Here is a 13,238-nt window from a genome sequence, read left to right as displayed (position 1 = left end):
CGCGGAGGTCCCGTCGATCGCACGCGCCGACGATCACCCGCCGACGAAGGCCTCTATCAGCACGCAGGTCGCGTCGTCCAGCGCCTTGTCGGCGGAGTCGGCACAGCAGTTGGTCGCCGTCGCGAAGGCCACATCGCGCGCCGGCCCCAACCAGGTGGTCGCCAGCCACAGCAAATTGCTACCGGTATGGGTCAGCGCGACACCGCCGGCCCAGTCCCTGGTCGTGACGCGCCAACCGGCGGCGTAGTCGCCACCCGGCGGCGGTTGATGCAGACGCGCCATCGTCGCCGCGGACAGCAAGGTCGGCTCACCGCGAGCACCCCGGACGTGCATGGTGAGGAATTTCCCCCAGTCCGCGAGACCGACATGGACCCGTCCCGCCGGTCCGTAGGCCGGTGGGTTGTCCGCGCGCGGATCCGCGGGTGCAATGGGTTCGAGCGTGTTCCCCGCACCGGGTTCGAGCGCGTTCCCAGCATTCGTATGCCCCCACGGCTGATCGACGGCGGTGCCGTTGCCGGGCGGTCCGAAGCCGGCCGACGTCATGCCGAGCTTCGCGAACAGCTCGGTCCGAATCATGTTCTCCCACGGCGTCTTCGCGATCCGCTCCAGCACGATGCCGAGGATCAGATAGCCGGCATTCGCATAGGCGTACGTGCCGGGTGCCTGTGCGGGCGGGCGGCTCAGCAGCGACCGCACGGCTCGGATCCGGGCGCCGGGGTCATCGCCGTCGGACCACATCCGCTGCTTGATGTCGGCGGGCATGGCGGCCGGGGCGCCGCCGCGATGCTGGAGCAGCTGTTCGATGGTGGTGGCGCGATAACCGGGGTCGATCGTCTCACCGGCGAGCACGGTGTCGAGGCGATCGGAGAAAGCGAGTTGTCCGCGATCGACGAGGAGACCGATCAACGTCGCGGTCATCGCCTTGGTGTCGGACCCCAGATGCCATTCGTCGGCCGTCGTCACCGGCGTCGGATCTCCCAGTTTCCGCACCCCGCTCGCCCATGAGCCGATCAGGGTGCCCCCGCGCCACACCGCCGCCGCGAGCGCGGGAAGACCCGCCTCGGCACGAATGGCCTCCAGCTTGCCGGCGACCGCGCTGGAAGGCGCGAATGCGCCCTCCCCGCCCGTCACGGTGGCGGTCTCCAAGTTTTCGAGCACTCGTCGATCTGTCGACATATCACTCCCCCAAGATGTCGTGACGGAGATCTGCGGCGACCCCTGGCCACAGAGTATCAGCACGCCCGCTCCCACAATTCGATTGCCGCGCAATATTTTTCAACCAGTTTGTCACGCAAATCTCACATTCCGGTCCTGTCGGCGACACATCCGGGCGCTCGGGCGCGGGAATGCGCGGCGGTATCGAACCGTTGTCGCCACATATGCGAATTCTGATCGTGTATGCGCATCCCGAACCCGATTCGCTCACCGGAGCTCTCAAAGATGTTGCGGTGGAACACCTTCGCGGCGCAGGACATGAGGTCGTGGTCAGCGATCTGTATGCGATGGGCTGGAAGGCGCAGGCCGATGCCGCCGATTTCGGTGAGTCCGGTACGGGCACCTTCATGCAGGCCTCCGGCGAGGCGTACAGCAACGGCACGCTGACCGCCGATATCACGGCTGAACAGGACAAACTGCGGTGGGCCGACGCGGTGCTGCTGCACTTTCCGCTGTGGTGGTACTCGATGCCCGCCATCCTCAAGGGCTGGGTGGACCGGGTGTTCACCAACGGCTTCGCCTACGGATCCGGCAGCACGGCGCTGCCCCGATACGGTGCGGGCGCGCTGAGTGGGCGGCGAGCCATGCTGGTGGTCTCCATCGGCGGACGGGAGCCGGCCTACTCCGAACGTGGCATCAACGGCCACATCGACGACCTGCTCTTTCCCATCCACCACGGCATCCTCTACTACCCCGGCATGGATGTGCTGCCCCCGTTCCTCGTCCACGGCACCATCCGGGTCGACTCCGAACGTTTCTCCGCCATCGCCGACGACCTGCGGGCGCGATTGTCGCGGATCGACGCGATCGAGCCGATCCCGTACCGCACCCAGGCCGGCGGCGATTACGACCGCAGCCTGCGACTGCGGGACGGCTTGGGCTGCGACGCGACCGGATTCGGGCTGCACCGCGCAGGCTGAGATGCGCACCAGGCTGAAGACCGGACCCACAGATCCGATCGCCCTACGCCGGTCGCGGCGTGGCCGAACACACACACGACTCCGCGAGGTCAGGGAATAGTTCGAACACCCCCAGCGCTGTAACTGCGGCAACGGGGGGTTCGCGTCGCCCGCCGGATCGGTTGCGGCGACGAAAAAATGACCCGACAACGGCGGTAACGCTGTGTCACCATGACAACGATGATCAACCGGTCCCGCCGCACAGCGGGGCCATTCGACGAGTAACGGGAAGGAGGAGGTGGCCGATGTATCCGAAGAGTATGCGCGACGAGATGAACGATCTTGCCGGGCAGCGACATTCGACCGGCGTCGAGCAGTCGCAGAGCATTCTGCGGCAAGCCGAGCGGGAATCCGGTCGCCTCTTCCGGCAGGCCTGATCGGCTCCCCCTCCTCTCCTCGTTCCACTTTTTCACGAAACATGGTGACCCCCATGCTGTCTCGTCACGCCGAAAGAACTCTCGCTCCCGACAACTGGATACACGCCCAGGTACTGGTCCTCAACGCGTCCTACGAGGCGCTGACCGATATCGGCGCGGATCGCGCGGTCGTGCTGGTGATCAGCGGGACCGCCGAGACCGTGGCCGAGCGGCAACCGCATTTCCCGATTCGCTCCAAGCATCTGGAAATCGCTCTGCCGCAGACGATCCGGTTGCTGCGCTACGTCTATCTCGAGCACAGCGTGCTCGTGCACGACGAGAGCCGGGCCACCCTCGCGGGTGTGCTGCGGCGGGACCGTCACCGGTGCGGATACTGCGCCGGCTGGGCCCGCACCGTCGACCACATCCGCCCGCGCAGCCGGGGCGGACCCAATACCTGGAACAACCTGGTCGCCGCCTGCGGACCGTGCAACACCCGCAAGGCCGACCGCACCCCGGACGAGGCCGGGATGCGACTGCTCTGGGAACCCAAGGCGCCCACCGACATGCAGCGGCGGCAACGGCGGATCTGGAAGGACCTCGTCGCCACGGGCGCACAGTGAACAGCCACCGGCGCACAGTGAACACCCGCACATCCCGAGGAAGGAGGGATCCGATATGACAACTACGACTCCGGCACTCACCCTGGTGGATCTGCTCCCGGTCTCGGATACACAGAGCTGGGACCAGGCCGCATGCAAGGGTGACCCGAACCACGATGCCTGGTTCCCGTACCCGTCGCAGGACTTCGACTACGCGCGCGGAATCTGCGCCGGCTGCCCCATTCGCCGGCAGTGCGCGGAGTTCGCGGCCGGCACCGGCCAGTCCGGTGTGTGGGGCGGTCACGAATTCGACCGCGGCAAGCTGATCCGCGACTGAGAACGACACGTGCGAGTGGTCCGCGTCACTCGCACGATCCGAGCCCGGCGCTCGACCGATCCTGGTCGAGCGCCGGTTTTCGCGTGACCATACACTGGAAAATCGTGGGCACACATCGCAGCGCGGACGGATCACGGGGCGTCAGCAAAGGTTTGGTTATCACCGTGGTGGCGGTCCTGCTGCTGATCGTGGCGGTCGCCGGTTGGTTCTGGCTCAGCAATCGTTCGGCATCGGAGAACCGCAGCGCCGCCGGCCAGTGCATCGAGGGCCCGGTGACGCTCGCGGTCACCGTCGATCCCGATATCGCCGCTCCCGTGCGCGCCGCCGCCGACCGCTACAACGCCACCCACCCCCAGGTCCGCGATCACTGCGCGAAGGTCTCCGTCACCGAACGGACCACCGCCGCGATGGTGACCGGGCTCACCGCCCCGAACTGGGACGCCAAGCTCGGCCCACAACCCGGTCTCTGGATTCCGAGTTCTTCGCGGGCGGTCGAGCAGATGCGGGTTCCGGGACTGGTGCAGGGCACGCCCGCCTCGATCGCCGTCAGCCCGATCGCGGTGGCCGCCCCCGGCACCCTGGCGCAAGCGATGGAGAAGGCCAACCTCAGCTGGTCGGATCTGGCGCGCCTGCAGCGCGGGTCGCTCGGCGATATCGGCCTCGGCAGCTGGGGTCCGCTGCGGATGGCGATGCCACCGGGTGACGATTCGCTGGCCGCCGCGGTCGCGGTCGGGTCGGCCGTCTCCGGCTCCGATCCGCTGACCGACGAATCCGCCGCGTCCGGTCAGGTCATCGCCGCCATCTCCGGATTGGCCGCCGACGCACCGGAATCCGGGGACACCGCCTCCGCGCTGGCGGCGGTCGCCGATTCCGCGCAAGGCCCCAACTCCCCAATCCACGCGGTAGCAGTTACCGAGCAGCAAGCCAAGACCCGGCCGAGCGTCGCGCTGTTCCATCCGACCGGTGCCGCGCCGGTCGCCGATCATCCCGCCGCGATGCTCACCGGAAGCTGGGTCGACAAGACCCAGAACCTGGCGGCCGGCATGTTCGCCGACTTCCTGCGCGCTCCCGAACAACAGAAGCTGTTCACCGACAACGGATTCGGCGCCGCGGCCGCCACACCCACCGCGGTGCCGGCGAAGTCGGTCCTCGATCGGGTGCAGTCGGTGCTCGCCCATCCGGTCCTGGGCGTGCAGGCCACCATTCTCATCGACACCTCGGCGTCGATGGCACCCAGCGACGGTTCGATGTCGCGGTTGAACAACGCTCTCGCCGCGGTCCAGTCGACCCTCGACACGATGCCGCCGGATTTCGGTGCCGGCGCCTGGATCTACGCCAATCAATTGACCGACGGCAATCCCTATCGAATGGTCGCGCCCACCCAAGCGCTCACACCGCAACACCGCTCCGAATTGTCCACGGCCCTGGGCAACGTCACGCTGGCCGGTTCGAGCACCGACCGCACTTACCCGTCGCTCGAGGCCGCCTACCGCAGCGCGGTGAAGAACTATTCCCCGGGTAAGACGAATTCGGTGCTGCTCATCACCGGCGGCCCCAACGACAATTCCTCGGTGACCGGGGATCAGCTGATCACCGATATCACCGGCGTCGCCGATGCCGCGCATCCGGTGCGGGTGGATGTGATCGTCGTGGGCGGCCAGGGGGCGCAGACCCTGCAGAATCTGGCTCAGAAGACCGGCGGCACCTACACCAAGGTCAGCACCTCCGACGACATGACCTTCGGCACCGCGGTCAACCACGCGCTGACCACGCCGTAGGGCCGTTCGCCGCCGGCTTCACCAGCCAGCGGATCTCGGGCACCGTCACAGCCGCTAGTGCTAGTAAGATGCAAGCAGTTGGCGAAGGAGGTGTGGTGTCCGAGGAACAGCTTTCGGAACAGCGGTCGGGCTGCCCGATCAACGCCGCCGTCGAGGTGGTCGGCGATCGGTGGACGATGCTGGTGCTGCGCGACATCATGTTCGGCGACCGCCGTCATTTCCGGCAGCTGCAGTCCCGGTCGGAGGAGGGCATCGCCTCCAATATCCTCGCCGACCGGCTCAAAACCCTCGTCGACGCCGGACTGCTGACCCGCGACGAGGTCCGCCGCGGACAGCGCGCCACCTACAGCCTCACCGAACCCGCGATCCAGCTGGTTCCGGTCTTGGCCGCCCTCTCCTCCTGGGGCCTGCGACACCGTCCGACAACCCCCGGATTGCGCGTCCGCGCGGAACTGCTCGAGGCCGGCGGCCCGCAACTGTGGGCGGAATTCATGGACGAGCTGCGCGAACGCCACCTCGGCATCGCGCGCCCGGATACCGGCAAGCCGACCGCCACCGAACGCCTCGCCGAGGCCTACGCGCAGGCGGTCGCCGCCGAAGCGTGACCGCCCGCGCTCGGCCGAGAACTCAGTCGGTGTAGGCCTCGAGCGGCGGGCACGAGCACACCAGATTGCGGTCACCGAAGGCTCCGTCGATGCGCCGGACCGCAGGCCATACCTTGGCCCGGCCGGAGTGCACACCCAGCGGGTAGACGGCGGTCTCGCGGCTGTAGGGATAGTTCCAGTCGCCGACGAGCGAAGCGGCGGTATGCGGGGCGCCGCGCAGCGGGCTCTGCTCGACCGGCCAGGTGCCGGCGGCAACCTCGTCGATCTCGCCCTTGATCGCGATCATCGCGTCGGCGAAGGCGTCGAGCTCTTCGAGGTTCTCACTTTCGGTGGGCTCGACCATCAGCGTCCCTGCGACCGGGAAACTCATGGTCGGGGCGTGGAATCCGTAGTCGGCCAGGCGTTTCGCCACATCGTCGACGGTCACGCCGGTGCGCTTGGTGATCTCGCGCAGATCCAGGATGCACTCGTGGGCGACCATGCCGTTCTCGCCGGTGTAGAGCACCGGGAAATGCGAATCCAGCCGCCGCGCAAGGTAATTGGCCGAGGCGATCGCGGTCAGGGTGGCCCGGCGCAGGCCGTCGGCGCCCATCATCCGGATATAGGCCCAGGTGATCGGCAGGATCGAGGCCGACCCGTACCGCGCCGCGGACACCGCGTGCGAATCCGGCTGCAGCGGATCGCCCGGCAGGTAGGGCGCCAGATGTTCGCGCACCGCGACCGGGCCCACGCCGGGACCGCCACCGCCGTGCGGAATGCAGAAGGTCTTGTGCAGGTTCAGATGCGAGACGTCGCCGCCGAAGCGACCCGGACGGGCAAGTCCCACAAGGGCATTCAGATTCGCGCCGTCGACGTACACCTGTCCGCCCGCATCGTGGACGAGTGCGCACAACTCGGCCACCTCGTGTTCGTACACGCCGTGAGTGGACGGATAGGTGATCATGATGCAGGCCAGCCGGTCGGCGTGATCGGCGATCTTGGCGCGCAGATCGTCCAGATCGACGTCGCCGTTGTCCCGGCATTTCACGACCTCCACCCGCAGCCCGGCCATCGCCGCCGACGCGGCGTTGGTGCCGTGCGCACTGGAGGGAATCAGGCAGGTGTCGCGGTGGGTGTCGCCGCGGTCGAGGTGATAGCGGCGGATCGCGAGCAATCCCGCGTACTCGCCCTGACTACCGGCATTGGGCTGCAGGCTCACCCGGTCGTACCCGGTGACCGCGGCCAGCCAGTGCTCGAGATCCTCGATCACCCGCAGCATGCCGGGCGCGTCCTCCAGCGGCGCGTACGGGTGCAGGCGCGCGAAACCGGGCCAGGTGATGGGCTCCATCTCGGCGGTGGCGTTGAGCTTCATGGTGCACGAACCGAGCGGAATCATGCTGCGGTCCAAGGCGATATCCTTGTCCGACAGCTGCCGCAGATACCGCAGCATCGCGGTTTCGGTGTGATAGCGGGCGAACGCCGGATGCGTCAGATAGGCCGAGGTCCGGGTTTCGATCGAGGGCAGCGTGGCCGTCTCCGGCACTCCGTCGGCGCCGAAGCATTCCAGCACGATCGCCACTTGGGCCGCGGTGGTCGCCTCGTCACAGGCCACCGCCACATGGTCGGCGTCGACGAGACGCAGGTTGATACCGCGCCCCTTCGCCTTGGCGACCACGGCCTCGGCGCCACCGGGCACCGACACCAGGACGGTGTCGAAGAAGCGTTCGTGCACGACCGCGTCGCCGAGCCCGGTGGCGAGCCGCTCGGCGTGACCGTGCACCCGCCGCGCGATCGCGCGCAGCCCGTCGGCGCCGTGGTAGGAGGCATACATCGCGGCCACGATCGCGAGCAGCACCTGCGCGGTGCAGATGTTCGAGGTCGCCTTCTCGCGGCGAATGTGCTGTTCGCGGGTCTGCAGCGCGAGCCGGTAGGCGCGGTCCCGGTCGGCGTCGACCGAAACGCCGACCAGCCGGCCGGGCAGTTGCCGCGCGTGTGCGGTGCGCACCGCGAGATATCCGGCGTGCGGACCGCCGAAGCCGAGTGGGACACCGAACCGCTGGGTGGTGCCGAAGCATACGTCGGCGCCCTGCTCCCCGGGCGGGGCGATGAGCGTCAGCGCCAGCAGATCGGCGCCGACCGCGACCAGCGCACCCCGCGCGTGCGCCGCGGCGATCACCGCGGTCGGGTCCGCGATCCGGCCGGAGGCGCCCGGCGTCTGCAGGACCACGCCGAAGAAGTCGCCCTCGGGCAGTTCGCCGGAACTCAGATCCGCCTCGACCAGCGTGATGCCGAGCGGTTCGGCCCGGGTGGTCAGCACGGTTCGGGTCTGCGGGAACAGGTCGGCATCGATGAGCAGCCGCTGGGAGGTGCTCTTGCGGTTGGCGCGTTGCAGCAGCGTCATCGCCTCGGCGGCCGCGGTGGCCTCGTCCAGCATGGAGGCGTTGGCCACCTCCATCCCGGTCAGATCGGAGACCATGGTCTGGAAGTTCAGCAGCGCTTCGAGCCGGCCCTGGCTGATCTCGGGCTGATACGGCGTGTACGCGGTGTACCAAGCGGGGTTTTCCAGCAGGTTGCGGACCAGCACCGGCGGGGTCAGGGTGTCGTAGTAACCGAGGCCGATCATCGACGTGGCGACGGTGTTCGAATGTGCCAGCGCCGCAAGTTCGGTGAGAGCGTCGTGTTCGGAGATCGCGGTCGGCAGCGCGTCCAGGCCGGTCTCCCCGGCGGCGTCCAGAATGCTCGCGGGCACGGCACGTGCGGCGAGTTCGTCCATCGACCCGACGCCGACGGTATCGAGGATCCGATCCAGTTCGGTGGTGTCGGGTCCGATGTGGCGGTCGGCGAAACTACGGGTCACGGCAGCTCCAAGGCTCGGGCGGGTCGACCGGCACCCCGGGTGCCACCGTCGACGACTGTCGGCCCTCCCCCTCTGTCGTGGCGCCTGAGAGATTCGGGGTCGCGCGCGATCCCTTTCCCCATGGGCGGGCGGCCCGCATTGTGTGCGGCCGCCGCTTTCCAGAGGCGTCGAACTCCGTACGGTCCCTGATGCCTGAGAGATTGACGGGGAGGTGCTGCTCCTTCGGCGTCCGGGACGAAACCCGGAACTCTCCCGCACGGCGGCGACGCACCCTCAGTCTAAGCGGTGCGCGGTAAACGCCATGTTTCCGACCCAGCTCAGCACGCAGTCGGCTGCATCACATTCGACGAGCGACGACTATCCGGTCTTGCGGTTCTCGCGCGCCTTGCGCCGGTAGGCCAATTCGTCCTCGGGCCGGTCGCTCGCCTCGTGAGTTTCGGCGCGTTCGGCCGGGAAGTTGGCGATCGCGCCGGTGAGCTCGCGCATGGCCCCGCTGACGGCGATACCGAAGACGCCCTGACCGCCCTGCAGTAAATCGACGACCTCTTCCGGCGAGGAACATTCGTAGACGGTGGTGCCGTCGGAGAACAGCGTGATCCCGGCCAGATCCTCGACCCCGCGGCTGCGCAGATGATCGACGGCGATGCGGATGTTCTGCAGTGAGATCCCGGCGTCGAGCAGCCGCTTGACGATCTTGAGAACCAGGATGTCCTTGAAGGAGTACAGGCGCTGACTGCCGGAACCGGTGGCGCTGCGAATCGAGGGGACGACGAGCCCGGTGCGGGCCCAGTAGTCGAGCTGCCGGTAGGTGATACCGGCCACCTGGCAGGCGCTGGGAACGCGGTAACCGACCAGCTCGTCGGGCACCGTGTCGTCAGGGAACAGCCCTGGCTGCACGACCGCGGTGGGCCGCGGGTCGGGTGCTGGTTGCTGCGGTCGGTCTCCCACTGCTACTCCCTCACTGCATCGCCGAAGAAGAACAACGGCCTAACTGTCGAGGCTACTCTGTCGATTGTCTCGGCAGCACGGGCATGGAGCCAAACTCCGCGTGCGGCGTGTTTCTCACCCTCTACGTGAGGTATAGAGCACCTGACCGCCATACGCGGTCGCCGGTAACCCGGGCGAGAAGCTCAGCTGTCGGTGTCTTCCAAGACAGCTCAACTGTCGGTGGCCTTGAAATCGTCCGGTGACACCGACTCCAGGAACTCCTTGAACTTCTCCACCTCGTCCTCGCGTTCGTCGGGCATCACTAGCCCGGCTTCCTCGAGGACCGGCTCCTCCGCGTAGATCGGGCAACCGACCCGCAAGGCGATAGCTATCGAATCCGACGGACGTGCGGAGATCCGCACGTCGTTGTCGAAGACGAGGTCGGCGTAGAAGGTTCCCTCCTGCAAATCCACGATTCGCACCTCTTTCAAGGTGTGGCCGAGGTCGTGGATCAGGGTCTTGATCAGGTCGTGGGTCAGGGGCCGGATCGGGGTCACCCCCTCCTGCTCGAGCACGATGGCGGTCGCCTCGGCCTGACCGATCCAAATGGGCAGATAACGGTCGCCCGACTCTTCACGCAGCAGCAACACGGGCTGGTTCTGGGGCTGCTCGACCCGGATGCCGATCACACGCATTTCACTCATCGCACTGGCCTCCCATACTCGCCGGCCGCCCGCACGAGCCCAGCTGGGCAGGCCGTATCACCGAGTCTAGGCGAAGAATTCAGCCGCCGAGGGAAGCCCGCACCGACGTCTTCACCAAGCTGGTATGCAGCGTCAGCGACAACGCCGCCAACTCGCGTACGGTCTCCTCGGCGCGGGCCCGGGCATCGGCGTCGCGACTCTTGGCTATCGGCGCGGCGATCTGGGCGATCATGGCCGCCTCCCGGTCCGCTGCCAGCTTGAACGCCCGCAGATGCCGTGCCTCCAAACCGAATTCGCTCATCGCCTGGGCGGTGCGGGCCAAGGTGACGGCCTCGGCGTCGAAGAATCCGGCAGCGCCGGGCGTGATGAGCCCGGCGCGTATCAGTTCGGTGAGAAATTTCTCATCTATCCCGGCCTGCTCCAGCAGATCGGCACGCGTGACGCGCATTTCGTGATCGAGACGCAATTCGTCCGGCGACACCTCGCCGGGCACCACACCCAGCCGCCGGGGCGCCGCGGGGGCGCCCACCGTGCGGGTGGACTCGGGCGCACGCCCCGAGCCGTCCACACCGGCGCCGTCGGCCCGGGCCCGCGCTTCACGCACACCCAGGGTCGCCGCGCCGCGGTCGATCGCTTCGAGCTGCTCCTTGATCACCTTCAGCGGCAGATACTGATCCCGCTGCGCGGTCAGCACGAACTTCAGCCGCTCGACATCGGCGACCGAGAATCTGCGATATCCCGAAGGCGTGCGCTCCGGGCGGATCAGCCCCTCCGATTCGAGGAAGCGGATCTTGGAAATGGTGATGTCCGGAAAATCCGGACGCAGCAGGTCCAGCACGGAGCCGATCGACATTCCTCCGCGTGTCCATTGCGCTGCGCCAGTCATCAGTGGAATCCGCCTCGGCCGTTATGCGCTCGGCTCGTTGACCTGCGGTCGCGGTCCGGTCAGGAAGACCAGCCGGAACTTGCCGATCTGCACTTCGTCACCGTTCTGCAGCTCCGAGGAATCCACCGGCTCCCGGTTGACGTAGGTGCCGTTCAGGCTGCCCACGTCGACGACCTGGAAGGTGTCCTCGTCCTGCCGGAACTCCGCGTGCCGACGGGACACGGTGACATCGTCGAGAAAGATGTCGCTGTCGGGGTGACGGCCCGCCGACGTGGTGGGCTGATCCAACAGGAACCGCGACCCCGCGTTGGGACCGCGCTTGACCACCAGCAGGGCAGCACCCGCGGGCAGCCCCTCGACCCCTTGCACCGGCTGCTCGCCGGTCTGCTCACCGGAGCGCGACGCGTCGACCTCGTTGAGGAAGTCAGCGCGGAACACCGAAGTCGTTTCGGCCGCGCTCTCCCCGTATCCCGGGTCTTTGTTCTCGCTCACCCTTGCTCTCCTCCTCGAACCGATTTTCCGTACCGGTATCCGGCGCCAATTCCGAGCGCACTGCCCTCACCGTCGCCACCCATCGCGACCGGCTGTCGCGCTGTCAGGTGTCACCGGCAAGTTCCGGCAGAGTTCCCGGCACCGGCCGCCGGCACATCTGTTGGCATTGACCGTACCCTGCTGGGCCGCACCCGTGCAGGTAGAACTGGGAAGGCTGACTCAGCCCTCGATAACTCCTTGGTAACCTGCGGCATCGAGCAATGCACCGAGGGCGGTATCGAGTGCCTCGGCGTCGTCGATCTGCAGCTCGAACATCCATCCGTCGCCGTAGGGATCGGTGTTCAGCGATTCCGGCTCGGAGTCGAGATCTTCGTTCGCCGCAACGACTTTCGCGTTCAGCGGAGCGTAGATCTCCGAGACGCTCTTGGTCGATTCGACCTCGGCGATCGCCTCGCCGGCCGACACCACGGTGTCGACTGCCGGCAGCTGCACGAACACCACATCACCGAGCTGCGACTGCGCGAAATCGGTGATACCGACCCGCACGCGGTTCGGCGCGATCCGCTGCACCCACTCGTGTTCCTCGGTGTAGCGAAGGTCCTCGGGAAGGTTGGTCACAGGCTGATTCCTCTCACGGGGCGTCCTTTCACGGGTGTCGGCCGACCGGCGTTCGGCACAACTCTATCGACCCGTGCCGACACGTCGGATCGCCACACCCGCTACGAAGTTGCTCGCGGCGCAACAGGTATGGTCCGGGCGACGGCGAAGGCCTTGCGCAGATACAGCAGACCCGTCCACACGTAGACCGCCGTACCCCACCACAGCAGCGCCCAGCCGAAGGCCCGGCCGAAACCGGCCGCCGCCCAATCCATCTGGCCGGCCAGCAGCCACGGCAGCGCCGACATCAGCGCGAAGGTGGCCGCCTTGCCGAGGTAGATGACCTCCGGCGGATCGAGGTTGCGGCGGCGATAGATCGGCAGCGTCGCGCTCAGGATCAGGTCGCGGCCGATCAATACGACGACGAACGGCCACGGCAGGATTCCGCGCACCAGCAGGCCGAGCACGGTGGCGATGAGATACAACCGATCCACCAACGGGTCCAGCAGCGCGCCCAGCCGCGAGTACTGATCGAGCAGCCGCGCCAGCTTTCCGTCGAGGTAGTCGGTGACGCCACTGGCGACCAACAGCGCGAACGCCCAGCCGTCGGCATGCAGGACCAGCAGCAGCCAGAGGAAGACCGGCACGCCGATCAGCCGCAGCACACTCAGCACGTTCGGCACGGTGAGAATGCGGTCGGTCTCCGTGCCGACCGCGGCGTCCGCGGACTCGCGCGCGGGCTCCGGGGGCTCGGAGGCCTGATGGTCGGGGCCGGACCCGCCGGCCGGTCGGTTGCTCACGCCTGTTGCTTACCCGAACCGATCCCGCCGCGCCATTCGGGCACGCCGCGACGGGTACGGCGGCACGATAGGTTTACCGGTCGCATCCGCCCGGATGGCACACTAGCGAGTGACACAATGAGTCGTAAACCGTTTCATTGTGAA

General features: G+C 67.4%; 14 protein-coding genes and 1 riboswitch. Of the genes, 6 read left to right on the top strand and 8 right to left on the bottom strand.

From position 1 onward, the window contains the following. Positions 1-33: 33 nt before the first annotated feature. Positions 34-1,176, bottom strand: a complete 1,143-nt coding sequence (locus A5780_RS06030; protein WP_082856933.1) for a serine hydrolase — start codon at positions 1,174-1,176, stop codon at positions 34-36. Between the two features lie 203 nt (positions 1,177-1,379). On the opposite strand from A5780_RS06030, the gene A5780_RS06025 reads away from it, so the two are divergent. From A5780_RS06025 to A5780_RS06005, 6 genes are all read left to right on the top strand, one after another. Further along, positions 1,380-2,135 carry an NAD(P)H-dependent oxidoreductase gene (locus A5780_RS06025; protein WP_064907954.1) on the top strand — a complete coding sequence of 252 codons (756 nt, stop codon included), beginning with the start codon at positions 1,380-1,382 and terminating at the stop codon, positions 2,133-2,135. A gap of 284 nt (positions 2,136-2,419) precedes the next feature. Further along, positions 2,420-2,551, top strand: coding sequence for a hypothetical protein (locus A5780_RS42425; protein WP_255401986.1), 132 nt, complete (start codon positions 2,420-2,422; stop codon positions 2,549-2,551). Between the two features lie 53 nt (positions 2,552-2,604). After that, entirely contained in the window at positions 2,605-3,153 is a 549-nt protein-coding gene (locus tag A5780_RS06020; protein WP_063013127.1) for an HNH endonuclease, read from the top strand. A 55-nt stretch (positions 3,154-3,208) separates the two neighbouring features. Further along, positions 3,209-3,469: a WhiB family transcriptional regulator gene (locus tag A5780_RS06015; RefSeq protein ID WP_030517719.1), complete on the top strand. Its 261-nt coding sequence runs from the start codon at positions 3,209-3,211 to the stop codon at positions 3,467-3,469. Positions 3,470-3,573: 104 nt separating this feature from the next. Continuing rightward, entirely contained in the window at positions 3,574-5,247 is a 1,674-nt protein-coding gene (locus A5780_RS06010; protein ID WP_181063972.1) for a substrate-binding domain-containing protein, read from the top strand. Positions 5,248-5,342: 95 nt separating this feature from the next. Beyond that, on the top strand, positions 5,343-5,852 hold the full coding sequence (locus A5780_RS06005) for a helix-turn-helix domain-containing protein (RefSeq protein WP_227463143.1): 510 nt from the start codon (positions 5,343-5,345) through the stop codon (positions 5,850-5,852). A 22-nt stretch (positions 5,853-5,874) separates the two neighbouring features. Here the strand turns inward: A5780_RS06005 and gcvP are convergent, their stop codons facing one another. The 7 genes from gcvP to A5780_RS05970 all read right to left on the bottom strand — a co-directional run bounded on the left by gcvP (position 5,875) and on the right by A5780_RS05970 (position 12,986). After that, complete coding sequence (gcvP, locus tag A5780_RS06000; protein ID WP_064907953.1) at positions 5,875-8,688, bottom strand: aminomethyl-transferring glycine dehydrogenase; 2,814 nt, start codon at positions 8,686-8,688, stop codon at positions 5,875-5,877. A 169-nt stretch (positions 8,689-8,857) separates the two neighbouring features. Beyond that, positions 8,858-8,953: riboswitch (glycine riboswitch) on the bottom strand. Between the two features lie 92 nt (positions 8,954-9,045). Continuing rightward, positions 9,046-9,636, bottom strand: coding sequence for a MerR family transcriptional regulator (locus A5780_RS05995; protein ID WP_051024556.1), 591 nt, complete (start codon positions 9,634-9,636; stop codon positions 9,046-9,048). A 209-nt stretch (positions 9,637-9,845) separates the two neighbouring features. Further along, positions 9,846-10,319 (bottom strand): bifunctional nuclease family protein, encoded by a 474-nt coding sequence (locus A5780_RS05990; RefSeq protein WP_064907952.1) that lies wholly within the window; start codon positions 10,317-10,319, stop codon positions 9,846-9,848. Between the two features lie 79 nt (positions 10,320-10,398). Continuing rightward, positions 10,399-11,172 (bottom strand): MerR family transcriptional regulator, encoded by a 774-nt coding sequence (locus tag A5780_RS05985; RefSeq protein WP_104363541.1) that lies wholly within the window; start codon positions 11,170-11,172, stop codon positions 10,399-10,401. Positions 11,173-11,226: 54 nt separating this feature from the next. Continuing rightward, positions 11,227-11,697: an FHA domain-containing protein gene (locus tag A5780_RS05980; protein ID WP_036500944.1), complete on the bottom strand. Its 471-nt coding sequence runs from the start codon at positions 11,695-11,697 to the stop codon at positions 11,227-11,229. 219 nt (positions 11,698-11,916) lie between these two features. After that, a complete protein-coding gene (gcvH, locus tag A5780_RS05975; RefSeq protein ID WP_063013135.1) occupies positions 11,917-12,315 on the bottom strand; it encodes a glycine cleavage system protein GcvH in 399 nt (132 codons plus the stop codon). A 101-nt stretch (positions 12,316-12,416) separates the two neighbouring features. Further along, on the bottom strand, positions 12,417-12,986 hold the full coding sequence (locus A5780_RS05970; protein ID WP_036500985.1) for a CDP-alcohol phosphatidyltransferase family protein: 570 nt from the start codon (positions 12,984-12,986) through the stop codon (positions 12,417-12,419). Positions 12,987-13,238: the final 252 nt, after the last annotated feature.

The sequence above is a fragment of the Nocardia sp. 852002-20019_SCH5090214 genome (assembly GCF_001665865.1).
Taxonomy (GTDB): domain Bacteria; phylum Actinomycetota; class Actinomycetes; order Mycobacteriales; family Mycobacteriaceae; genus Nocardia; species Nocardia nova.
This window is presented reverse-complemented; position numbering and strand designations above follow the sequence as displayed.

What these genes read in the sequence shown, in the direction of transcription:
- A5780_RS06025 (WP_064907954.1), top strand. Translation starts at nt 1,380, where the DNA reads ATGCGAATTCTGATCGTGTATGCGCATCCCGAACCCGATTCGCTCACC.
- A5780_RS06030 (WP_082856933.1), bottom strand. Translation starts at nt 1,176, where the DNA reads ATGTCGACAGATCGACGAGTGCTCGAAAACTTGGAGACCGCCACCGTG.
- A5780_RS06015 (WP_030517719.1), top strand. Translation starts at nt 3,209, where the DNA reads ATGACAACTACGACTCCGGCACTCACCCTGGTGGATCTGCTCCCGGTC.
- A5780_RS42425 (WP_255401986.1), top strand. Translation starts at nt 2,420, where the DNA reads ATGTATCCGAAGAGTATGCGCGACGAGATGAACGATCTTGCCGGGCAG.
- A5780_RS06020 (WP_063013127.1), top strand. Translation starts at nt 2,605, where the DNA reads ATGCTGTCTCGTCACGCCGAAAGAACTCTCGCTCCCGACAACTGGATA.
- A5780_RS05985 (WP_104363541.1), bottom strand. Translation starts at nt 11,172, where the DNA reads ATGTCGATCGGCTCCGTGCTGGACCTGCTGCGTCCGGATTTTCCGGAC.
- A5780_RS05990 (WP_064907952.1), bottom strand. Translation starts at nt 10,319, where the DNA reads ATGAGTGAAATGCGTGTGATCGGCATCCGGGTCGAGCAGCCCCAGAAC.